Genomic DNA, 22,844 nt, shown 5'->3' on the forward strand with positions numbered 1-22,844 from the left:
GTTCGACATTCAGGTTTTATACGTCTCTGGCGTTTTGCCAGATCACTTTTTGGATAGGTCAAGCCACGGCCCGCGACAAGGCGCAGTGTTGCCACAAGGAATGTAGCGCGTTGGCCAAATGGTCAATATCTGCATCGCTGTGGAAGGGCGAAGGGGTGATGCGCAGACGCTCGGTTCCCTTGGCGACGGTGGGGTAGTTGATCGGCTGGACGTAGATGCCCCAGTCGCGCATCAGGATATCGGAGATCATCCGGCATTTGACCGGATCGCCGATCAGGACGGGAACGATATGGCTGTCATTGGCCATGTGCGGGATGCCCAGCTGGTTGAGCCGGGCGCGCAGTTTGGCCACCTGCTGCTTCTGGCGGTCGCGTTCGATCTGGCTGGTCTTGAGGTGGCGGATCGAGGCGGTGGCGGCGGCGGCCACGGCGGGGGGCAGGGCGGTGGTGAAGATGAAGCCGCTGGCGAAGCTGCGGATGAAGTCGCACAGGGCGTGCGAGCCGGTGATATAGCCGCCGACGACGCCGAAGGCCTTGCCAAGGGTGCCTTCGATCAGGTCGATCTGGTCGGCGAGGCCTTCGCGTTCGGTTACGCCACCGCCGCGCTTGCCGTACATGCCGACGGCGTGCACCTCGTCGATATAGGTCAGGGCGCCGTGGGCTTTGGCGACCTGGACGATTTCCTTGATGGGGGCGATGTCGCCGTCCATCGAGTAGACGGATTCAAAGGCCACGATCTTGGGCCGGTCGCCTGCAGCCGCCAGTTTGCGGTCCAGATCGCGCCAGTCGTTGTGCTTCCATATCACCTTGTCGGCGCGGGAATGGCGCACACCTTCGATCATGCTGGCGTGGTTGCCGGCGTCCGACAGGATCACCACGTTGGGGATGCGGCTGCCGAGGGTGGAGAGGGCGGCCCAGTTCGAGACGTAGCCGGAGGTGAAAAGAAGGGCTGATTCCTTGCCGTGCAGGTCGGCCAGTTCAGCCTCAAGCAGCAGGTGCTTGTGGTTGTTGCCCGAGATGTTGCGGGTGCCGCCCGCCCCCGTGCCATCGGTCTGGATGCTGTCGATCATCGCCTTGACGACATCGGGGTGCTGACCCATGCCGAGGTAGTCATTCGAGCACCAGACGGTGATTTCAGACACTTCGCCGTTCTTGTGGTTGGCGGCTTTGGGGAAACTGCCCCGCTTGCGCTCCAACTCGGCGAAGGTGCGGTAATTGCCTTCGGATTTCAGGGTTTCAAGTTGGCTGCGGAAGATCTGGTCAAAGTCCATTGGCGTCCTCAAGCTTCTTGGTTGGTTTTGCGGCGGCTTTGTGAAGATCTGGCATCATCCAGCGCCACAGTTTTTCGTCCGGCAGGGGGAGAACCATGAACCAGTGCTCCAGCAGGGCCAGAAGGCAGAGGCAGGTCAGAAGGCTGTAGCCTGCCGACATGCCGGGATGTTCAACGTTGATGGCCCGTTCCAGAAGAAGGGCGGAAAAGACGGTCAGGGCGGAAACGGAAATCGGGAAGAAGGCGGTGATGCGGCCTTGCCGGAAATGGCTGGCAAGGTGCGACAGCGGGCGGGGCAGGAATTGCGTGTTGATGCGCGGCACGCCGAGGAAAAGGTTCAGCTTGGCCGAGATGCGGGCGACGAAGAGCAGGCCGAAGGTGCCGAAGGCGAAGGGATTGGCGGCATGGATCGTGGCCAGCCCGAGGCAGAGCAGCGTGCCGATCAGCACCAGTTCGTGCCACAGGATGGTGCCCACGGCGCGGCGGAAACGGTCGGATTGGCGGGCGAAGGGCGGGCAGGGGTCCCGGTTGGGGCCGGTGACGATGCCCGAGAGGAAGGCCAGCTCGATCCAGCCCCAAAGGGCCAGGGCGGCGAGGAAGGCGAGGTAAATGCCATTGGCCGAGAGGTCGGCCAGCGAGGCCCGGGTGGCGACGACGCCGATCACCAGAAGCGGCAGGCCGAAGAAGACCGAGTTCAGGTGGTCCTGCGCGGTGCCGTTATCGGCCACGCGCACCCGCCACAGGATGATGCCGGTGGAGAACCACCAGAGGAACAGCGTGGTGATGGCGGCGAGCCAGGGGCTGGCGGTCATCGTTGCGCCCCCCGCCCGGCGGCGGGGGTTTCGCACCCCCGCACCCCCGTGGAGTATTTGGACCAAGATGAAGCGGGCAGGGAGGATTTTAGGCAAATTGTATGGATATGAGGAGGCAGCCGGAGGCCGGGGCGCGCCCGCCCCGAACCTCCGGCCTTATGCGGGGTGACGGTCAATAGACCGGCTCCAGCCGCACATTCTTGGGCGGTTCGCGGTGGATCACCGGGATGGTGTAGAGCGACGCGAAGGCCAGCGCCGCCTTGGTGGCGCCGATCTTGTGGGTGAGCCAGCCGCCGAGGCCGCCCTTGCGCTTGCCGGCGTCCATCTGGCCGAAGGCGTCGCGCATCTTGCGCAGGTTGGGCAGCCAGCGGGCGTGGTCGATATCGATCTCAACCGGGAAGACCTGGCGGGCGATGGTGGAGGTCTTGCGGAACACCTCTTGGTCGTACCACTCGATGTCGACGCCGAGGGCCTTGTGGAATTCAGGCCGCGCATGGTCGCGGACGTACATGGTGGAGTAGACGGCGGTCAGGAAGAAGCGGATCCAGAGCTTGTTGGCGAATGTGTTGGTCAGCTTGGGGTCGGTGCGCATCAGAAGCGCGAAGGCTTCGCCATGGCTGAACTCGTCATTGCACCATTCGCGGAACCACTTGAAGATCGGGTGGAAGCGGTGGTCGGGGTTCGCTTCAAGGTGGCGGAAGATCGTGATGTAGCGGGCGTAGCCGATCTTTTCCGACAGGTAGGTGGCGTAGTAGATGAACTTGGGGCGGAAGTAGGTGTACTTTTTCGCCTTGGTCAGGAAGCCGAGGTTTACCGCGACGCCCGCCTCACGCAGGGCGTCGTTGATGAAGCCGGCGTGGCGGGCCTCGTCCCGGGCCATGAAGTTGAACAGCTCGCAGATGTCGGGGTTGTTGCCGCGGCGCTTCATTTCCTTGTAGAGCACGCAGCCGGAGAATTCGGCGGTGCAGGAGGACACCAGGAAGTCGATGAATTCGCGCTTCAGCTTGGGGTCCATGTTCGCCCAGTCGGCGTCCCAGTCGGCGTTTTTCTTGAAGTGGCCCTTGTTGGGGTCGCGGCGCATCTGGGCCAAGAGGTTGTCCCAATCTTCGCGGACCGAGGAGACGTCGATGCGGTCCATCTCGTCGAAGTCGGTGGTGTAGAAGCGTGGGTTCAGAAGCGTGGTTTCGGTGGCCATCGCGGTGGTGTCGGTCGTGTTGACCAGACCGGCTGCGATTTCGTGGCCGCTGTCGGGATAGAGGTCCTGCGGTGTGGCGTTCATAGTGTCACCTCATCCGAGAAGGAGAATTCGCACAGTTCCATGAAGCCGAAATCGCCGGTCATCCGCGTCCACAGACGTTCGATGGCGGAGGCGCGGGTGATGGTGGCCTGACGGTCCTCGACGATCAGCTCGCCGTAGGCGGCCAGGATCGGCTTGCCGTGCACCAGAACCTCATCGCCCGGATAGATGACGGCGCCATTGTTGAAGCGGACGTGGGCGTGCAGGCTTTCGAAGCGGTGACTGACTTCGACGGTGCAGGGTACGTCCTCGGCGTATTTGCTGAAAATTCCCATGATTTGGTTCCCATATTGGTTGTCAGTGCTGTGACATGAGCCGTTCGAATGCGGCCCTGTTGTCGGAACCGAAGGCGCCCAATTCGGCACTCCATCCGGTGTAGTCATCCAATGCAGTCAGGCGGCCATTGGCGTATTCCACAATACGCACGGGCAGCAGTTTATCAACGCCTGCCGTGTAGCGCGCCCGCTCCATCCCGTTCTGAATGACGGTTATGAAGCCGCCATGCGGCAGGTCCATCAGCACAGTGCCATCCTTGTCGAGCACGGTGACGGCCTGCGCCCCGCCGCCTTGCAGGATGATGTCACGCTCTGCCACGATGGCGGCAGGTTTGGGCACGCCGACATGGGCGCGCCCGGTGTAGACCGAGTAGCTGACGAGGGTCAGGCTGGTCAGCACCAGCGCCAGCATGGCCCAGAGCAGCGGCTTGGGGATCATGTCCTTGCTGTCGGAGGGGCGGGCCTTGGCGGCGAGGGTGGGGCGGGCTTGGGCTTGCATCAGGGTCACTCCGCCGCGACAGCCATGCCGCCCATCGAACGCTGGGCGACACGGGGTTCGTTGAGCCGGGTTTCCGCGGCGTCAGCCAGCATCTTGGCCACCCGTGCCGCATCAGGGATGCAGCGCAGGGCGGGTTGGGTGCGGGCAAAGTGCCAGGGCCGGACATGGGGCCAGCAGACAAGGTAGGAGATGCGGGTATCGCCCAGCGTCTCCAGCGCGATGGTGCCGGTGCCGTAGGCGCGCAGGGCGAGGTTGGCGTTGGCCACCTGAACGAAGGGGATGTTCAGGGTGACGTTCAGCGCCGCGCCGATCCGCATCGCCACGCGGGCGGTGGTCAGGGTGTAGACGGTGGACTGGGCCTGAACGGCGGCGATGCCGTAAAGGATCGCGCAGGCCACCAGCCCGATGCCGAGGTAGGGCAGCATGACCGCGATGAACTCTACCGGGCCTTGCGCCACGACGGTGGCCCGCCACAGCGCCAGGGCCAGGAAGTAGCCGGCGATCCAGGTGACCTTGTAGGCATCGCGCGCCAGGGCGAAGGTCGCGGGGCGGCCTTGCCAGAGGAGTTCTTCGCCGACCGGGGGGCGTTCGGGCAGGCCGCGGACCGGCTCGATGTCGTAATCGTCTTGCGTGTTCATGGCTTCCAGGACTCCGAACCGCCCTTGCGCTTGGCCGCAGCGTACATCGTGCCGCCGGCGTAGTAGGCGCAGATCTTGTCTTCTTCGAGCAGGGTCACTTCGGTGGCCGATCTGGTGACCGGGACGCCTTCGAACAGGTCCGAGGTCAGCGAATTGATCCGGACCCGGTCTTTCCAGATCTTGATCATCGGCATCGGGGCCAGCTTTCTGGCCCCGGAGTTCAGGGTGATTTCCAGATAGCGCACACATTGTTCGGGGGCGTCGACCCAGATGTCGGAGATGGTGCCGACCACCTCGTTGTCGCCGCCCTGCACCGGCAGGCCGCGCGGGTCACGCCCGGCGGTGACGCCGAAGGCGGGGGCTGCGGCCATCGGGATGATCTTGTTGTGGCCGTGGCCGTCAAGCTCGGGAATGTCGCGGCGCGGGGCCCAGGCGGCGGGGCCGACGCCATCGACCATCGGATCGCCCAAGGGGGCATGCGGGAAGCCCTCGGAGACGGAGGTGCGGCCCAAGGCCACCTCGCGCGCTTCGCGGGCGCCGTTGGGCACGGTGACTTCGCCCCGGCCATGCGGCAGGATGAAGGTCTTGGGCTTGGGCAGCGGGAAGGGGCCCTGATTGGGCGCCGGGGTGCCGTCTTCAAGTTCCAGCGGGTAGCCTTCGCGCATGTTCTCTGTCTGCAGATAGTAGATCAGCAATGCGAAGAAGCCCCAGAATAGCCAGATCGCCAGTGCGGCAAGGTCGAAGTTGCCAAAGAAGTGTACGCCTATCATGGTGTCCTCCGAAGATCAGTTGGGGAAGTCAACGAGGCCCAGGCGGGCGGCGTTGGCCTTGGTTTGGGAACGGTACAGCGTCACGCGGACCAGCGGGGCCAGAGCGAGAAGCGTTGCAAACAGGATGATGATTTCCGTCAGGTAGACGCAGGCATAGCCTGTGGCTGGCGCTTGCAGGGCCGCGCCAAAGTGGCCCTGCAGGGCAGAGGCGCCGGTCGTGTCGCGCAGCCAGCCGCCCACCGCGATGGACAGGCCCGTGGCGGTGGCTTGCGCCGCCCCCCAGGCGCCCAGCACCAGCCCGCGCCCCGCCATGCCCTTTTCCGGCAGCGCCATGGCCCCGATCAGGGTCGAGACGGCGAAGAGGCCCGAGCCAAGGCCGATGCTGAACGATCCTGCGAAGAACAGCGCCTCGGACTGCATCGGGGCCGCGAGGGTGACGATCACGAAGGCCGCGATGCCGACAAGGATGCCGCGCCCGGCCATGCGGAAGGTATCGTGGCCGAGGCCGATCCAGCGCCCGGCCAGAACGAAGCCCGACAGCACGCCCATCGCGTAGCAGGAGCTGAGCAGCGTTGTGGCGCTGACCGACAGGCCAAGAACCTCGGCGCCATAGGGCTCCAACAGGACATCCTGCATCTGAAAGCCGATGGTACCCAAGAGCACGACGACCAACAGGCGCGCGGCGGTGCCCCCGGCCATCAGATCGCGCCAGCCTTCGTGGAAGACCGGGGCGGTCTGCGCCATTTCCGCCTGTGTCATCGGGCGGACCTTTTCCTGCTTCCACAGGGCGATGACGTTCAGCACCATGGTGGTTGCCGCACAGCCCTGCACGACCCGGATCAGCTTGATTTCATCAAAGTCGCGCAGCAGGGCACCCAGAACCAGCGCCGAGACCGCCATGCCCAGCAGCGACATGACGTAGAGCAGCACCACGACGCGGGGCCGGGTTTCCTCGGTCGCGCGGTCGGAGGCGAGGGAGAGGCCGGCGGTCTGGGTCATGTGCATGCCGATGCCGGTCATCAGGAAGGCAACCGAGGCCAGCGCCTTGCCAGCCCAGACCGGCCCATGGGTCTGATCGCCCGACAGGATGATCAGCGCGAAAGGCATGATCGCCAGGCCGCCCATCTGCCACAGGGAGCCGAACCACAGGTAGGGAATGCGCTTCCAGCCGATCCAGCTTTTGTGATTGTCAGACTTGTGGCCCAGAAGCGCGCGGAACGGGGCCGAGATCACCGGCAGGGCGATCATCAACGAGACCACGGTGGCCGGCACGCCCAGTTCGACGATCATGACACGGTTGAGCGTGCCGATCATCAGCACATAGGCCATGCCGACCGAGACCTGAAACAGCCCCAGCCGCAGCAATTGCAGCAGCGGCAATCCCTCCGAGGCGGCATCGGCGAACGGCATCCATTTGGTGCCAAGGTTCTGGATATGTTTGGATTTGAAGATGATCACGGCCGGTACTCCAGACATTCCGAGATGTAGAAACCGCGCGAGATGCGGTCGATCTTGGTCAGGCGGCCCGCGGTCGCCCGGTGCAGGGTGGGGAAGGCATGCGGCACCATGGTCGGGCTGCGGTCGGCGCGGGGGAACAGCTTGCCCATGGTCCAGAAGGTCATCAGGAAGGCGGTTTTCGGTGCGACGGTGAAGACCACGGCCTGGTCGGTGTTCTGTCCCAGACGGTCGAGCGCGCTGCTGATGTCCTTGGTGTCGTAGTAGATCAGGCTGTCCATCGCGACGACGAAGTCGAAGCGTCCGTGATCGGCGGTCATGTCGCCGCTGGCGAAGCTGACCTTGTGGGCGTGTTCGGCTGGCAGGCGGGCGCGGGCGATGTCGACCAGCGCCGGCGAGATATCCACCGCCACCACATCGGCCCCGCGCGCGGCCAGTTCTGCCGTCATCTGCCCGGCGCCACAGCCGGCGTCCAGCACCCTTGCGCCGCGCAGGTCCGCAGGAAGCCGGGACAGCATCAGGGCGCGCATCTTGTCGCGGCCTTCACGCACGGTCTGGCGGACCCGGCTGACCGGGGCGTCCGACGTCAACCGCTCCCACACCTTGGTGGCGGAGCGGTCAAAGTAGTGTTCGACGCGCGAGAGGGTGGCGGTGTAGTCGGCCATCAGTCAAACCCCAGAAGTTCAAAGATTTCGCGGTCGGGCAAGGGCGCGGGCGAGGAGCCTTCGCCGCCGACAGACCGCCACAGCGTATCGGCCAGCCGCATGTATTCGGCGCGGGCCATGACGATATCCTGTTCGTCCGGCATCTCGAACAGGGTCTTCTTTTTCAGGCGCGAGCGGCGGATGGCGTCGATGTCGGGCATATGGGCCAGACGGTTGAAACCGACCTTGGCGCAGTAGCGGTCCACCTCGTTGGTCTCGCGCGAACGGTTGGCGACGCAACCGGCCAGGCGCACCTTGTAGTTGCCGGACTTGGCCTGAACCGCGGCGATGATGCGGTTCATGGCGTAGATGCTGTCAAAATCGTTGGCGGTGACGATCACCGCCCGGTCGGCGTGTTGCAGGGGGGCCGCAAAGCCGCCGCAGACCACGTCGCCCAGAACGTCAAAGATCACCACGTCGGTGTCGTCCAGAAGGTGGTGCTGCTTGAGCAGTTTCACCGTCTGCCCCACGACATAGCCGCCGCAGCCGGTGCCCGCGGGCGGGCCGCCCGCTTCAACGCATTTCACGCCGTTGAAGCCCTCGGCCACATAGTCTTCCGGCCGCAGTTCTTCGGCATGGAAATCGACCTCTTTCAGGATGTCGATCACCGTGGCCTGCAAGCGCCCGGTCAGGGTGAAGGTGCTGTCGTGCTTGGGGTCGCAGCCGATCTGCAGCACGCGCTTGCCCATCATGGAAAAGGCGGCCGACAGGTTGGACGAGGTGGTGGATTTCCCGATCCCGCCCTTGCCATAGACCGAAAACACCTTGGCGCCTTCGATCTTGGCGTCGGCGTCCTGATGGACCTGAACGGAGCCTTCACCGTCAAGGCCGCGCAGGATTGGAACTGCATCAAGGCTCATGCTTCTGCCCCTTTCATGTGTTCATAAATATCCCCGCCGGAGGCTCCGGCGGTGGGGTCTGCAGAGGTGGTGAAGGACGCGATCATTCGGCTGCGATCCCTTCCAGACGGTCTTCCAGTTCGTCGGCAGCCCCTTGCAGGGCGGCCAAAGTGGCGGCGTCGGGGGTCCAGTAGGACCGTTCCGAGGCTTCGATCAGGCGGTTCGCCATGCGCGAAGCGGCTTGCGGGTTCAGCGCCGCCATCCGTTTGCGCATTGCTTCGTCCAGCACGAAGGTTTCCGACAGGCGCTGATAGACCCAAGGCTCCACCGCTTCGGCAGTGGCCGACCAGCCCATCGTGTTGGTGACGTGGGATTCGATCTGGCGGACACCTTCGGCGCCGTGCTTCAAAAGGCCTTCGTAGAACTTCGGGTTCAAGGCGCGGGACCGGCTTTCCAGCGCGATCTGGTCGCGCAGGGTGCGGATCTTGCCAGTGCCGCGGGTCTGGTCCGAGATATAGACCGGGGTTTCCGTGCCGCGCTGGCGTTTCACCGCGCGGGCGATGCCGCCCAGCGTGTCGAAGTAGTGGTCGACCGAGGTGACGCCCAATTCGACCGATTCCAGGTTCTGGTAGGCCATCTCGACATTCTTCAGCGCCTTTTGCATCAGCGCGGCCTGCTTCACCGGCTTGCCGTTCATGCCATAGGCGAAGCTCTTGCGGGCCTCGTAAGCGTCGGCGAGTTCGTCTTCCTCGCCGAAGGCAGAGCTGTCGACCAACTGGTTGACGTTCGAGCCATAGGCACCCTCGGCATTCGAGAAGACGCGGAGCGAGGCGGTTTCCATGTCGCAGGTCATCTGCTCGGCATAGGCCAGCGCATGGGCGCGGATGAAGTTCTGGGACAGGGGTTCGTCGGCCATGGCGCATTTGTAGGCGGCCTCGGCCAGCATCTTGGTTTGCAGGGGGAGGAGGTCGCGGAAGATGCCGGACAGGGTCATCAGCACGTCGATGCGCGGGCGGCCAAGCTGCGCCAAGGGGATCAGGTCGGCGCCGGACAGGCGGCCGTAGCTGTCAAACCGGGGTCGGGCGCCCATCAGGGCGAGGGCTTGGGCAATCGGGCCGCCGTCGGATTTGATGTTGTCGCTGCCCCACAGGACCAGTGCGATCGAACGCGGCAGGGTGGGGTGGGCGGCCAAGAGCCGGTCAACCTGGGCGGCACCGTCGCGCAGGGCGAATTCGGTGGGCATCCGGAACGGGTCGAAGGCGTGGATGTTGCGCCCCGTCGGCAGGATTTGGGGCGAGCGGATCAGGTCGCCGCCGGGGACGGGGGTGATGAAGCGGGCTGAGAGGGCGCGCAGGATGCCGGGGATTTCGGTATCCTGTTGCAGTTGCTTGTCGATCTTGGCGCGCTGGATGTCATCCATCGGCGGCAGAAGGTCGAGGTATTCGGCGCGGGCCTTTTGGGTCATTGGCTTGCCGACCACGTGCAGACCATCGGGGATCAGGGCGTCTTCGGCCTCCAGCAGCTTCAGCCACAGGGCGGCGGGCTTCTGGTTGGGCATGTCGACGGCAGAGGCTTGCTCGGCGATCAGGGTTTCGAGTTCGGCGCGTTCCGGTGCGTTGGGCGCCATGAAGCGCCAGCGCTTGAGGCTGTCCTTCAGCTCGATCAGGCCCTTGTAGAGGCCGGCTTGCGCGAGAGGCGGCGTCAGGTGGGTGATGGTGACGGCGTTGGAGCGGCGCTTGGCAAGGGTGGCCTCGGAGGGGTTGTTGGCGGCGTAGAGGTAGATGTTCGGAACCTCGCCGATCAGACGGTCGGGCCAGTCGCGGGCCCCCATGCCGGCTTGCTTGCCGGGCATGAATTCCAAAGCGCCGTGCATGCCGAAATGGAGGTAGACGTCGGCTTGGTAGGTGTTGCGCAGCCACAGGTAGAACTGCACGAAGGCGTGGGTGGGCGCAAAGCCGCGTTCGAACAGCAGGCGCATCGGGTCGCCTTCGTAGCCGAAGGTCGGTTGCAGGCCGACGAAGATGTTGCCGAACTGGCGGCCAAGGATGAAGAGGTTGCGGCCATCGGTCTGCACTTTGCCGGGGGCGGGGCCCCAGACGGCCTCGACGTCCTTGAGGTGCGTGGTTTGGCGCACGATGGTGTCGGCGTCGACCATGGCCGCGACATGGGCGGGCTGGCCGTAGGTTTTCGAATTGCCGCCCAGGACAGCCTCGCGCAGGTCATCGACGGTGGCGGGAACGTCGAGGGTGTAGCCTTCGGCCTTCATGGAATTCAGGGTGTTGTGCAGGCTTTCGAAGACGGACAGATAGGCGGCGGTGCCGGCGGCGCCTGCGTTTGGCGGGAAGCCGAAGAGGACGATGCCGACCTTCTTGTCGGCGTTGCGCTTCTGGCGCAGGCTGGCGAGGCGGAAGCTTTTCTCGGCGAGAGAGGCCACACGCTCGGGGCAGGGCGACATGGCGCGGCTGTCGGGCGAGCCTTTGCACTGGATCGGGCAGCCCTTGCAACCGTCAAGACCGTGGCGTCCGGCGAAGACAGTGGGGTTGGTGGCGCCGTCAATTTCGGGCAGGGCGATCAGCATCGTGGTTTCGATCGGGCCGAGGCCGGTGCCGGCGTCAGCCCATTGACCGAGGGTCTGGAATTCCAGCGGATGGGCGGCGATGTAGGGGACGTCGAGGGCGCTGAGGGCTTCGACGGCGGCGGGGCTGTCGTTGTAGGCCGGGCCGCCGACGAGGGAGAAGCCGGTGAGCGACACCATGGCGTCGACGTGGTGCGCGGTCTTGAAGTAGGTGTTGATCGCAGGGCGTCCGTCGAGGCCGCCGGCGAAGGCGGGGATGCAGGCGATGCCTTTCGCCTCAAGCGCTGCGATCACGGCGTCGTAGTGCGCGGTGTCGGAGGCGAGGATGTAGGAGCGCAGCATCAGCAGGCCGACGGTCAGCTTGGCGCCGGCGGGGCGGGGCAGGTCGGCGAGGGTGGTGGTGATGCGGCCGGGGACCTTGGGGTGGTAAAGGCCAACCTCGGGGTAGTCGACAGGGGCTTTGGAGGCGGTGCCGCGCCAGTCTTTGCGGGTGGAGTAGCGGCCGATCAGGAAGCGGATCATCTGTTCGATATTGTCGTCGGACCCGCCCAGCCAGTATTGCATCGACAGGAACCAGGCGCGCAGGTCCTGCGCCTTGCCGGGGATCCAGCGCAGGATCTTGGGCAGGCGGCGCAGCATGGACATCTGCTTTTCGCCGGAATTGGACGAGGTCTTGGCGGTGGGTTTCAGCTTCTTCAAAAGCGCCATGGCTGCCGAGGCTGGCTTGGACATGTCCAAGTCGCCCATCTTGGTCAACTTAACGATGGCTGAGTCCGCGATCAGGCCGACGAAGGCGTCGGCATGGCTGCGAGCCTCGGTCAGGTCGGGGAGGATGGCGTTGATGTGTTCTTCGATGAAGATCAGGTTGGCCACGACGATGTCGGCGGTCTTGAGCGCGGTCTTGCAACGCGAGAGGGCGGCGGGATTTTCGGCCCATTCGGCGGCGGCGTGGATCGAGATGTTGAGGCCGGGGAAGTCTTTCGCCAGACGCGGGGCGATGCGGGCGGCGGGGCCTGCGGCGTGCTGGTCAAGGGTGACCACAACGATGTTGTAGCAGACACGGGTTCCGGAGAGAGGGCTGTCAGCGCGCATAATGGGCCTTGGCCTCGTACAGGGTTTCGATGCTGATCGCGGTGACGCCCTTGGTTTCGGCGTATTTCTCAGTGTTGCGCTTGGCCTTGCCGCGCACGAAGAACGGGATCTTCTTCAGTTCGTTTTCGGCAGCGGGCAGCCAGACGATCTGGCCGGAGGGCTGGACGGTTGGCAGCGTGGCGGGTGCGACCTCAGCGGCCATCGAGGCCGCTTCGGTCGCGGCCGCAGGGGCGGCTTCGGTAGCAAATTCCTTGGGTTGGTGCTTGGCGCCGTGGTGGGAGGCGCCAGCCTCGTCATGGAACTCGAAATCGTCGCGGAACATGGTGAGGAGGTGTTCTTCGAGGCCCATGACAAGGGGATGGACCCAGGTGTCGAAAATCACATTGGCGCCTTCCCAGCCCATTTGCGGGGAATATCTTGCGGGGAAGTCTTGCACATGGACAGGGGCAGAGATGACGGCGCAGGGGATGCCGAGGCGCTTGCCGATGTGCCGTTCCATCTGGGTGCCGAGGATCAGTTCGGGATGCAGGGCGGCGATGGCGGCTTCGACTTCGAGGTAGTCGTCGGAGATCAGGGCCTCGACTCCGTACTCTTTAGCCAGCGCCCGGATCGGGCGGGCCATTTCGCGGTTGTAGCAGCCAAGGCCTGCGACTTCGAAGCCCATCTCCTCGCGCGCGATGCGGGCGGCGGCCAGCACGTGGGTGCCGTCGCCGAAGAGGAAGACACGTTTGCCGGTGAGGTAGGTGGAGTCGACCGAGCGGGTCCACCATGGCAGGCGCAGGCGGGAGGTGTCGGTTTTCGCGGGCAGGCCGGTGATTTTGCTGACCTCGGCGAGGAAATCGCGGGTGGCGCCGACGCCGATCGGGACGGTCTTGGTGTAAGGCTGCTTGAGGTTGGTTTCCAGCCAGCGGGCGGCGGATTCGGCGTGTTCAGGGTACATCAGGACGTTGAAATGGGCGGCACCCATGCGGGCGATATCGGAGGGGCGGGCGCCCATCGGGGCCACGACGTTGATGCCGATGCCCATTTCCGAGAGCATGCGGGTCAGTTCGGTGATGTCGTCGCGGTGGCGGAAGCCGAGGGCCGTCGGGCCGATCAGGTTGGCGGTGATCTGCGCGGTCCGCTCGACAGGTTTGGCGAGATGGCGGACGATCTGCAGGAAGGTCTCATCCGTGCCGAAGCCTTCCTTGCGCTGGTAGGAGGGCAGGTCGAGGGCGATGACGGGCAGGCCGAGGTTCATGGAGCCTGCAAGGCCTGCGGGGTTGTCCTGAATGAGTTCGGCAGTGCAGGAGGCGCCGACGATGATGGCTTCCGGATTGAAGCGGGTGACGGCGTCCTGGCAGGCGGTCTTGAACAGGGTGGCGGTGTCGCCGCCAAGGTCACGGGCCTGGAAAGTGGTGTAGGTGACCGGCGGGCGGTGGTCGCGACGCTCGATCATCGTGAAGAGAAGGTCGGCGTAGGTGTCGCCTTGCGGGGCGTGCAGGACGTAGTGCAGGCCTTTCATCGCGGTTGCGACACGCATGGCGCCGACGTGCGGGGGGCCTTCATATGTCCAGAGGGTCAGCTTCATTCGGCAGCCTCAAGGGTTGGGGCCAGCGGGGCAAGCAGGGCACGACGGCGGAGGGGACGGGCGAAGAGGGAGGCGAGGTCGCCGGCCTGTTCGTAGAAATGGACGGGCGTGAAGACCAGTTCGATGGCCCACTTGGTGGCGAGGCCCTCGGCCTCCAGCGGATTGGCGAGGCCGAGGCCGCAGACGGTCAGGTCAGCGCGGGCGGCGCGGGCGCGGGCGAGTTGCTTGTCGACGTCCTGGCCTTCGGAGAGGGTTGGGCCGGCAGCGAGGAGGGCCAGTTCGGGGGCCATCAGGTCGCGGTGCAGGAAGGGGGTGCCGACCTCGATCGCGGTCATGCCGCATTCGCGGGTCAGGAAGCGGGCGAGGGGCAGTTCCAGCTGGCTGTCGGGGAAGAAGAAGATCGACTTGCCGGTGAGGGTCTGGGCCGCTGCGGCGATGGCCTTTTCGGCGCGGGCCTTCGGGGCGGCGGTGACTTGGGCGAACACCTCGGGCGAGACACCGAACTCGGTCGCGATGGCTTGCAGCCAGAGGGTGGTGCCCTCGGCGCCGAAGGGGAAGGGGGCGGCGATGTGGCGGGCGCCGCGACCGGTGAGGGCATGGGCGGTGTCGCCGAGGAAGGGCTGCACCAGGGCGAAGACGGTGTTGGCGCCGACCGAGGGCGCATCAGCCGAGCGGCGGGCGGGCAGGCAGCGGATGGTCTTGATGCCCAAAGCGGTCAGCAGGGCCACGGCCTGATCCTCGACCACATCGGGCAGGGCGCCCACAAGCAGAAGTTGTTTTTCGGCGCTGGACGCAAGTGTCGGAACCATCGACGCAAGGCAGGCGTCTTCCCCTTGCGTGAACGTCGTCTCGATTCCCGAGCCGGAATAATTCAGCACGCGGACATGCGGCGCGTGCTTCATCGACATCCGTTCGGCGGCGCGATGGAGGTCCAGTTTGATGACTTCCGAGGGGCAGGAGCCGACCAGAAACAGTTGACGGATGTCAGGGCGGCGTGACAGCAGGCGATCCACCTCGCGGTCAAGCTCGGTCTGGGCATCGGCGAGGCCGGCGAGGTCTTTCTCTTCGAGAATGGCTGTGCCGAAGCGCGGCTCGGCGAAGATCATAACCCCCGCGGCGGATTGCAAAAGATGGGCGCAGGTGCGGGAGCCTACGACGAGGAAGAAGGCGTCCTGCATCTTGCGGTGCAGCCAGATGATGCCGGTCAGGCCACAGAACACCTCGCGCTGGCCACGCTCTTTCAGGACGGGCGTCGTGGTGCAGCCAAGTGCGGGGAGGGGCGCGTTCATGCTTGCACCGTGTCGGTGCGGGCCGCATCCAGCCGGGCCATGCGCAACTTGAAGATGAACTGGGTTGCGTTGATCGCATAGGTCGCATAGGCGGCCAAGGCCAAAGTCATCTGGCCAATCGGGGACAAAGCGCCAGTCCAAAGCGCTATCAAATACCCCGTGTGCAAGGCGATCACGGCAAAGGAAAAGACATCCTCCCAGAAGAACGCGGGCGCGAGGAGGTATTGGCCGAAGACGACCTTTTCCCAGATCGCCCCCGTGACCATGATCAGATATAGAAAGCCGGTCTTGACCACGATCGAGACGGTTGCGGCCTCATATCCCTGGCCCGAAACCAGATAGCGCAACACCAGAACCAGCGAGGTCGCGAAGGCCAGAAATTGCAACGGGGCAAGGATGCCCTGCACCAAAGTCCACCTTGTGGCATCGCGCCGGGCACGTTCTGCGGCCGTGTAGAGCGGTCGGCGGGCGGGCTGATTTGGGCGATTCTGGGCCATGACGGGTCTTTCAGACGGCGTGTCCTGAGGCCAACCCTAGCCCCGCGATTCTTAATGTGTCAATCAAAACTTACACAATGTAGGTTTACACGACTTGCACCCCGAGCCCCGACGCCGAGTGTTTCTGCTGCACAAAATTTCGTGTATTCCTATTAAATTACAGTGCCTTGCAAATGGTTAGCGCGATGCCTATACTCAGAAGTGTCAATTTTCTTTGACAATGGATCGCAGCTAAGGGAAAGTTAACCTCAAGGATGACCCCGATCGTGCAGACAGACTCATGCGACGGTTTCGAGGGTGACCCTTTGGGGGGCTGCTTGGATGCAAGAAATCCAGCCACGAGATCAGGGCCGTACGACAGCGCAAGATATTGCCGGCGTGAACTATTTTGCATCTCAGGTCGTTTCGCTGCTGGCCGATCGAACCGCAAAGGCCGTGTCAGAGCTGCGAGAGCCTTTGGTGGCAAGCCTGATTGCGGCCTCTCTTTCGGGAACCAAAACCGCCTTTGCCGAGTTGCTGACGGAAGTGCGGCGATCCCGGATCAGTCTGGCGGCTTTGGCCGACATCTACATTCCGGAAGCCGCGCGACGGATGGGCGCGCTGTGGCACGAGGACGAAATGTCCTGGATGGATGTGACGATCGGTGTCGGGCGGATGCAAAGCCTTTTGCGGGAGATCGGCACGGCATGGGTGGCGGATCAGGCGGGCGACACCGGGCACGGTACTGTCATGATGCTGGTGCCGGACCGCGAGCAGCACACCTTGGGTCCGATGGTGGCCATGGGTCAGATGCGGCGCTATGGGGTTTCAGTCTGCCTAAGATTCGCGCCGAGTTTCAACGAGTTGCGCAGTCTTGTGGCAGCGCGGCAGTTCGATGGAATTCTGATTTCGGTGGCGACGAAGGACAAACTGGAGACGGTTGCCAAAACGGTGCAGTTTCTGAGAACGGTCATGGAGGCGCCGTGTCCCATCGTGGTCGGTGGCGCGGTGATGTCGAAAGTGGAGGATCCCGCGTCATGCACTGGGGCTGATCTGTCTTCCAATGACATCGGCGCCGCTCTTGAGGCCATCGGTCTCAAGTTCGACGCCTCTTGCGTGCTCCGGCGCGCGTAACAGACCGCTGTCCCGAACGGACGGGTGGGCGGCAAAAATGGCGAAATCACCGGTGAACACGGATACCAAACACTTTCTCGACGGAATGGCGATGCCGCTGATTGATCCGGGCCTTCTGGCCGAGATCGTCTCGACGGCAGCCGATCTTTCGATGATCATTTCCGCCGACGGCCGCGTGGCTTCGGTGATGGTGAACCCGCATCATCTGGCCTTTGGTCAGCTGGACAATTGGGTTGGTCAGCACATCCATGACATTGTCACCGAGGAAAGCCGCGAAAAGCTGATCCGGCGGACCGAACAATTGTTCAAGCCGGGGGCGAAGTCCTTGGCGGTGGAAGTGAACCATGTCGGACTGGCGATCTGGGAATTCCCGGTGCGCTATGTGATGCATTGCATCGGGCCGGATAAGTCCATTCTGATGCTGGGCCGCGACATGCGCCCCATCGCCGAGATGCAGCAGCAGCTGGTCATGGCGCAGATCGCGCTGGAGCGCGACTATGAGACCCAGCGCGAAATGGACACGCGCTACCGCGTGCTGATGGAGGCCACCCGCGACGCTGTGGTGCTGTTGTCGATGAACAACGGCCGGATTGCCGATCTGAACGCGGCGGCGGCGGCCATGCTGGGTGGGGCCCGGCAAGACCTGATCGGTGCCGCGATCGCGCAGGAGTTCGAGGGCCGCCGGCGGGGCGAGTTTCTGGAAAGCCTGTCCAACATCGCTTCTGCCGATGCGGTCAGCCCGGTGGAGCTGGTGGCGCGCCGGTCGCAGCGCAAGTTGCGCGTGATCCCCAAGCTGTTCCGTGCGGCGGGCGAACGGCTGATGCTGTGCCGGCTGGAAACCACCGAGCAGGTGAATGTCGCGCAAAGCGAAGTGGCCGACAATCTGGAGCGTCTGTTCCATGAAGGCGTCGATGCGATTGTCTTTCTGGATCAGGATGGCGCGATTGCCTTTGGCAATGACTCGTTCCTGAAGCTGACCGACAGCACGCATCTGTCAAATGTGCGGGGCCGCTCGCTGGCTGATTTTCTGGCGCGGGGATCGGTTGATCTGCGCGTGATCCTCGACAATTCGCGACGATCGCGCCAATTGCGGCTTTATGCCACCAAGGTCCTGAATGAATTCAACGGCCAGATTCCGGTGGAGATTTCGGCGACCTATCTGAATGACAGGCCCAAGCCCGGCTATGGTCTGGTGATCCGCGATTCCAGCCGGGCCGAGTTGTTGCGACGACCGGGCTTTGCCGGCAACGACGACGCGATGCGCGGCGTGATGGAGTTGGTGGGGTCTTCCACGCTCAAGGACATTGTCGCTGAAACCACGGATGTCGTTGAAAAGATGTGCATTCAGACGGCGGTGGACCTGACGCGCAACAACAGGCTTGCGGCGGCGGAAATGCTGGGCCTGTCCCGGCAATCGTTGTACGTCAAGCTGCGCAAGTTCGGTCTTTTGAGCAAAGACGACGAATAGCATTTGGCCTGATCCTTGGCTTGGAAAACGCTCCCTTCGGGGGGCTTTTTTCTGTTGCGGCGGCGCTTGTCTTCTAACCCTTCACCATCTGGCGCAGCTTTGATCTGTGTCAACCTTGATTGACGAAAAATGTGTCACTTTTTGCAAAACAGCGGAGGGTGCCATGCGGATTCTGTTCGTCCATCCCAACTATCATTCGGGCGGGGCCGAGATTGCCGGCACTTGGCCGCCAGCTTGGGTTGCCTATCTGGCCGGTTCGCTGAAGGCGGCGGGATTTGATGACATCCACTTCATCGACGCGATGACGATGAACGTCTCGGCCGAGGATCTGCGCCAGCGCATGGCGGAGTTGAAGCCCGATGTGGTGGGCACGACCGCGATCACGCCGGCGATCTATGAGGCGGAAACCGTGCTGAAGATCGCGCAAGAGGTGGTGCCGAACGCGCTGCGGGTGCTGGGGGGCATCCACGCGACCTTCATGTACCGTCAGGTCCTGTCCGAGGCGCCTTGGGTTGACGTGATCGTCCGTGGCGAGGGCGAAGAGATCATCACCGCCCTGATGCAAGCCGTGCAGGACGGCCGCTGGCCCGCCGACAAGGCCAAGATCAAGGGTCTGGCCTATATGGACGGCACCGAGATCGTCGCCACGCAGGCGGCGGCGACGGTGAAGAACCTCGATGGCATCGACCCGGATTGGACCATTCTGGACTGGTCCAAGTATATCTACACGCCGCTGGGCGTGCGGGTCGCCATTCCGAACATGGCGCGCGGTTGTCCCTTCACCTGTTCCTTCTGCAGCCAGTGGAAGTTCTGGCGCGACTACCGGGTGCGCGATCCCAAGAAAGTGGCGGATGAGATCGAGCGGCTGGTCAACGACCATCAGGTTGGGTTTTTCATACTTGCCGACGAAGAACCCACCATCAACCGCCGCAAATTCATCGAATTCTGTCAGGAGTTGATCGACCGTGGCCTGAACCACAAGGTCAAGTGGGGCATCAACACGCGGGTGACAGACATCTACCGCGACCGGGAACTGCTGAAATTCTTCCGCGAGGCCGGGTTGGTGCACGTGTCCTTGGGCACCGAAGCTGCGGCGCAGATGAAGCTGGAGGTGTTCAACAAGGAAACCACCGTCGCGCAGAACAAGGAGGCCATCAAACTGCTGCGGGATGCCGACATTTTCGTCGAGGCGCAGTTCATCGTCGGTCTGGACAATGAAACGCCCGAGACGCTGGAGGAAACCTTCCAGATGGCGTGGGATTGGCAGCCGGACCTTGCCAACTGGGCGATGTATACGCCGTGGCCCTTTACCCCGCTGTTTCAGGAACTCCGCGATCAGGTCGAGGTGTTTGACTTCTCGAAATACAACTTCGTCACGCCGATCATGAAGCCCGCCGCCATGACTAGGGGCGAACTTCTGGACGGCGTGATGAAGAACTACCGGCGGTTCTACATGCGCAAGGCACTGTTCCACTATCCGTGGCGCGGCACCGGGTTCCGGCGGAAATATCTGCTGGGCTGCCTTAGGGCGTTCCTGAAGGCCGGGGTGGGGCGGACCTTCTATGACCTTGGCAAGGCGGGCTATTGGGGGCCGCAGACCAAGGGCAAGGTCGACTTCCACTTCGACGAGACCCGCACAATTGCCGAAGCGCAGATGGAGGATTGGGACGCCACCGCCGACAAGGCCGCCCGCGCCCGCGAACGGCAGTTGGCCGTGCGCGCGCAGGTCAAGGAACGCGCCGCCGAGCGCAGTGCCATCAAGGAATTCCAGATGCCGGAGGAAGGCGCTCCGATGGCCTGTGGCGGTGGCACGCAGCAGATGACCGAAGTGGCGGAGTAAAGCGCGATGGACGGCAGCTTTCGCCACGAACCGGCGCGAATTGGCCCCAACGCCATTCTGCAACTGGTGCCGGTGCTTGACCGTGCCATCGGCGAGCGCGCCCGCAAGGGTCTGTTCGCCGATGCCGGCGTGGCGCTGCCGCCCCCTGACGCCGGGATGCTGCCGGAAACCGACGTGATCCGGCTGCACCGTGCCGTCTGCACCTGGCTGCCGGACCAAGCGCCCGATCTGCTGCGGCAGGCGGGTCTGGCGACTGGGAGCTATATCCTCGCCCACCGCATCCCGGGCTTTGCGCAGCGCGTCATCCGGTTGCTGCCAGCGCCTTTGGCGGTGCGTGTGCTGGCAAAGGCCATTGCCAAACACGCCTGGACTTTTGCAGGTTCGGGCGTGTTCACCGTGGAAAGCTATGGACCCTTGACCGTGTCGATCCGGCACAATCCCTTGGCGACCGGGGGCGCCGATCATCCAAGCTGCCACTGGCATGCCGCTGTTTTCGAACGGCTTTTCAGCGCCTTGGTCTGGCCCTCGGTTCGGGTGGTGGAGACCGAGTGCTGTGCGGCTGGCGATCTGGTGTGCCGGTTCGAGATCGGGCGCAAACTCTAGGCTTGATCGACTCGAAAATGTAAGGCAAAGTTGACACATGAGTGTATCATCAGCCTTACAAACCTCCTCCCGCCCGCAGCCGAAAGCCATGCTGGAGCTGATCAAACCCATCACATGGTTTCCGCCGATGTGGGCCTATCTGTGCGGCATCGCCTCGGTTGGCATTTCGCCTTGGCATGTCTGGCCTATGGTGCTGCTGGGGGTGATCCTGGCCGGGCCGGTGGTGTGCGGCATGAGCCAAGCGGCGAATGACTGGTGCGACCGGCATGTCGATGCGGTGAACGAACCGCATAGGCCGATCCCCTCGGGCCGGATCCCCGGGCGTTGGGGGCTGTGGATTGCCCTGGCGATGTCGGTGCTTTCGCTGGCGATCGGCTGGCTTTTGGGGCCATGGGGATTTGCTTCGACCGTGGTCGGCGTGCTGTCGGCCTGGGCCTATTCGGTGGAGCCGGTGCGGCTGAAGCGGTCAGGCTGGTGGGGGCCGGGGCTGGTTGGCCTGTGCTACGAGGGGCTGCCGTGGTTCACCGGGGCGGCCGTGTTGTCGCAGGGGATGCCGAGTTTCCAGATCTGCTCCATGGCGCTTTTGTATGCCCTTGGCGCGCACGGCATCATGACACTGAATGATTTCAAGGCGTTGGAGGGTGATAGGCTGCATGGCGTGCGGTCCTTGCCGGTGACGCTGGGGCCAGAGGTGGCCGCCCGCGTGGCTTGCACGGTGATGGGTCTGGCGCAGGCCATGGTGATTGCCCTGCTGCTGGTCTGGGGCAGGCCCTTGTATGCGCTGGCCGTGACGGTGCTGCTGCTGGGTCAGATCCGGGCGATGAAGACGCTGCTGGCCGACCCCAAGGGCAAGGCGCCCTGGTATCAGGCGACCGGCATCGGGATGTATGTTTCCGGCATGATGATCACCGCTTTCGCCCTGCGCACGATGGAGATCTTGCCATGAAGCGCCTGTCCTGGGCGTCAATCTTCCGGCTTGGCGCGGTGCAAATGTGTCTGGGGGCGATCGTGGTGATCTGTACCTCGACCCTCAACCGGCTGATGGTGGTCGAGGGCGGTTTGCCCGCCGTGTTGCCCGGGCTGTTGGTGGGGTTGCATTATGCGGTGCAAATCTCGCGCACCTCGTGGGGCTATCGGTCCGACACGCAGGGCAACCGCACGCATTTCATCATTGGCGGGATAGCGGTGCTGGGCTTGGGCGGGTTTCTGGCGGCGTTGGGCTTTGTGCTGATGGCAACGACGTTCTGGGCCGGGCTGGCGCTGTCGGTCTGTGCCTATGTGCTGATTGGCGCGGGGGCAGGGGCGGCGGGCACTTCGCTGCTGGCGCTGTTGGCCTCGACCACGCATCCGCGCCGCAGGGCGGCTGCGGCGACGATCACCTGGTTGATGATGATCTTCGGGATTGCCGTGACCGCGACGATTGTCGGCAAGGCGCTGGATCCTTATTCGCAAAGCCTGTTGCTGAAGTTGGTGGGGCTGGTGAGCATGGCGGCCTTGGGCCTCACGGTGCTGTCGGTCTGGGGGATTGAGGCGCGCCATGCCGCCGTGCCAGAGCGCGCACATGCCTTGCCCTTCCGCAAGGGTTTTGCCGAAATCTGGGCGGAACCCCGGGCGCGCAATTTCACCCTGTTCATCTTCCTGTCGATGGTCGCCTATTTCATGCAGGAGCTGATCCTTGAGCCCTATGCCGGTCTGGCCTTCGGCTTTACGCCGGGCCAGTCGACGCAGCTTTCGGGTGCGCAAAATGGCGGTGTGTTCTTCGGAATGCTGACAGTGGGCATCGCTGCGACCGGCTTCCGGATCGGATCGCTCAGGGCTTGGGTGATGGCGGGCTGTGCCGGGTCGGCGGTGGCGTTGCTGGCGATTGCGGGGGCGGGGCAGATGGCGGGCGGTGCGGCGATGATCCAGCCCGCGACGATGGCGCTGGGCTTTTTCAACGGCATGTTCGCGGTGGCGGCCATCGGCTCGATGATGGCCCTGGCGGGCGAGGGGCGCGAGGCGCGTGAAGGCACGCGAATGGGCCTTTGGGGCGCGGCGCAGGCGATTGCCGCCGGTCTGGGCGGTGTGCTGGGGGCCGGGGCTGCAGACCTTGCGCGGCATGTGATGGGCAATGCCTCTGGATTTGGCGTGGTGTTTGTCGCCGAGGCGGGGCTGTTTGCCGTGGCCACCCTGATGGCCGCCCAGATCATCGAGGGACGGCGCGGCAGTGAAATGGGCACCCTGGTGCCGGGAGAGTAGC

General features: G+C 64.0%; 20 protein-coding genes. 6 read left to right on the forward strand and 14 right to left on the reverse strand.

What is annotated here, in order from left to right:
* Nucleotides 1-58: 58 nt before the first annotated feature.
* From hemA to bchF, 14 genes are all read right to left on the reverse strand, one after another.
* Nucleotides 59-1,270, reverse strand: a complete 1,212-nt coding sequence (hemA, locus tag AC1Y2B_RS10670; protein ID WP_482253066.1) for a 5-aminolevulinate synthase — start codon at nt 1,268-1,270, stop codon at nt 59-61.
* Nucleotides 1,260-2,081 carry a putative photosynthetic complex assembly protein PuhE gene (gene puhE / locus AC1Y2B_RS10675; protein WP_482253067.1) on the reverse strand — a complete coding sequence of 274 codons (822 nt, stop codon included), beginning with the start codon at nt 2,079-2,081 and terminating at the stop codon, nt 1,260-1,262. Before puhE ends, hemA begins: the two co-directional genes overlap by 11 nt.
* Nucleotides 2,082-2,253: 172 nt before the next feature.
* Nucleotides 2,254-3,360, reverse strand: coding sequence for a magnesium-protoporphyrin IX monomethyl ester (oxidative) cyclase (gene acsF / locus AC1Y2B_RS10680; protein ID WP_482253068.1), 1,107 nt, complete (start codon nt 3,358-3,360; stop codon nt 2,254-2,256).
* On the reverse strand, nt 3,357-3,653 hold the full coding sequence (locus AC1Y2B_RS10685) for a hypothetical protein (RefSeq protein WP_482253069.1): 297 nt from the start codon (nt 3,651-3,653) through the stop codon (nt 3,357-3,359). Before AC1Y2B_RS10685 ends, acsF begins: the two co-directional genes overlap by 4 nt.
* A 22-nt stretch (nt 3,654-3,675) precedes the next feature.
* Nucleotides 3,676-4,152, reverse strand: a complete 477-nt coding sequence (puhC, locus tag AC1Y2B_RS10690) for a photosynthetic complex assembly protein PuhC (protein ID WP_482253070.1) — start codon at nt 4,150-4,152, stop codon at nt 3,676-3,678.
* A gap of 5 nt (nt 4,153-4,157) precedes the next feature.
* On the reverse strand, nt 4,158-4,790 hold the full coding sequence (gene puhB, locus AC1Y2B_RS10695) for a photosynthetic complex putative assembly protein PuhB (RefSeq protein ID WP_482253071.1): 633 nt from the start codon (nt 4,788-4,790) through the stop codon (nt 4,158-4,160).
* A complete protein-coding gene (gene puhA, locus AC1Y2B_RS10700) occupies nt 4,787-5,560 on the reverse strand; it encodes a photosynthetic reaction center subunit H (RefSeq protein ID WP_482253072.1) in 774 nt (257 codons plus the stop codon). Before puhA ends, puhB begins: the two co-directional genes overlap by 4 nt.
* A 15-nt stretch (nt 5,561-5,575) precedes the next feature.
* Entirely contained in the window at nt 5,576-7,015 is a 1,440-nt protein-coding gene (locus tag AC1Y2B_RS10705; protein WP_482253100.1) for a PucC family protein, read from the reverse strand.
* A complete protein-coding gene (bchM, locus tag AC1Y2B_RS10710; RefSeq protein WP_482253073.1) occupies nt 7,015-7,680 on the reverse strand; it encodes a magnesium protoporphyrin IX methyltransferase in 666 nt (221 codons plus the stop codon). The genes AC1Y2B_RS10705 and bchM overlap by 1 nt, the downstream gene beginning before the upstream one ends.
* Nucleotides 7,680-8,579: a ferredoxin:protochlorophyllide reductase (ATP-dependent) iron-sulfur ATP-binding protein gene (gene bchL, locus AC1Y2B_RS10715; RefSeq protein ID WP_482253074.1), complete on the reverse strand. Its 900-nt coding sequence runs from the start codon at nt 8,577-8,579 to the stop codon at nt 7,680-7,682. Before bchL ends, bchM begins: the two co-directional genes overlap by 1 nt.
* Before the next feature lie 82 nt (nt 8,580-8,661).
* Entirely contained in the window at nt 8,662-12,225 is a 3,564-nt protein-coding gene (locus AC1Y2B_RS10720; protein ID WP_482253075.1) for a magnesium chelatase subunit H, read from the reverse strand.
* Entirely contained in the window at nt 12,215-13,795 is a 1,581-nt protein-coding gene (gene bchB / locus AC1Y2B_RS10725) for a ferredoxin:protochlorophyllide reductase (ATP-dependent) subunit B (protein WP_482253076.1), read from the reverse strand. Before bchB ends, AC1Y2B_RS10720 begins: the two co-directional genes overlap by 11 nt.
* Nucleotides 13,792-15,084 carry a ferredoxin:protochlorophyllide reductase (ATP-dependent) subunit N gene (locus AC1Y2B_RS10730; RefSeq protein WP_482253077.1) on the reverse strand — a complete coding sequence of 431 codons (1,293 nt, stop codon included), beginning with the start codon at nt 15,082-15,084 and terminating at the stop codon, nt 13,792-13,794. The genes bchB and AC1Y2B_RS10730 overlap by 4 nt, the downstream gene beginning before the upstream one ends.
* On the reverse strand, nt 15,081-15,581 hold the full coding sequence (gene bchF / locus AC1Y2B_RS10735) for a 2-vinyl bacteriochlorophyllide hydratase (RefSeq protein ID WP_482253078.1): 501 nt from the start codon (nt 15,579-15,581) through the stop codon (nt 15,081-15,083). Before bchF ends, AC1Y2B_RS10730 begins: the two co-directional genes overlap by 4 nt.
* Before the next feature lie 378 nt (nt 15,582-15,959).
* Here bchF and AC1Y2B_RS10740 point away from each other — a divergent pair, with 378 nt between their 5' ends.
* The 6 genes from AC1Y2B_RS10740 to AC1Y2B_RS10765 all read left to right on the forward strand — a co-directional run bounded on the left by AC1Y2B_RS10740 (nt 15,960) and on the right by AC1Y2B_RS10765 (nt 22,843).
* Entirely contained in the window at nt 15,960-16,694 is a 735-nt protein-coding gene (locus tag AC1Y2B_RS10740; RefSeq protein ID WP_482253079.1) for a cobalamin B12-binding domain-containing protein, read from the forward strand.
* A gap of 37 nt (nt 16,695-16,731) precedes the next feature.
* A complete protein-coding gene (gene ppsR / locus AC1Y2B_RS10745; protein ID WP_482253080.1) occupies nt 16,732-18,162 on the forward strand; it encodes a transcriptional regulator PpsR in 1,431 nt (476 codons plus the stop codon).
* 163 nt (nt 18,163-18,325) lie between these two features.
* A complete protein-coding gene (bchE, locus tag AC1Y2B_RS10750; protein WP_482253081.1) occupies nt 18,326-20,002 on the forward strand; it encodes a magnesium-protoporphyrin IX monomethyl ester anaerobic oxidative cyclase in 1,677 nt (558 codons plus the stop codon).
* Nucleotides 20,003-20,008: 6 nt separating this feature from the next.
* Nucleotides 20,009-20,605 carry a bacteriochlorophyll 4-vinyl reductase gene (gene bchJ / locus AC1Y2B_RS10755; RefSeq protein ID WP_482253082.1) on the forward strand — a complete coding sequence of 199 codons (597 nt, stop codon included), beginning with the start codon at nt 20,009-20,011 and terminating at the stop codon, nt 20,603-20,605.
* 37 nt (nt 20,606-20,642) lie between these two features.
* Complete coding sequence (chlG, locus tag AC1Y2B_RS10760; RefSeq protein ID WP_482253083.1) at nt 20,643-21,551, forward strand: chlorophyll synthase ChlG; 909 nt, start codon at nt 20,643-20,645, stop codon at nt 21,549-21,551.
* Entirely contained in the window at nt 21,548-22,843 is a 1,296-nt protein-coding gene (locus tag AC1Y2B_RS10765; protein WP_482253084.1) for a BCD family MFS transporter, read from the forward strand. Before chlG ends, AC1Y2B_RS10765 begins: the two co-directional genes overlap by 4 nt.
* Nucleotide 22,844: the final 1 nt, after the last annotated feature.

The organism is Stagnihabitans sp. (assembly GCF_964946895.1).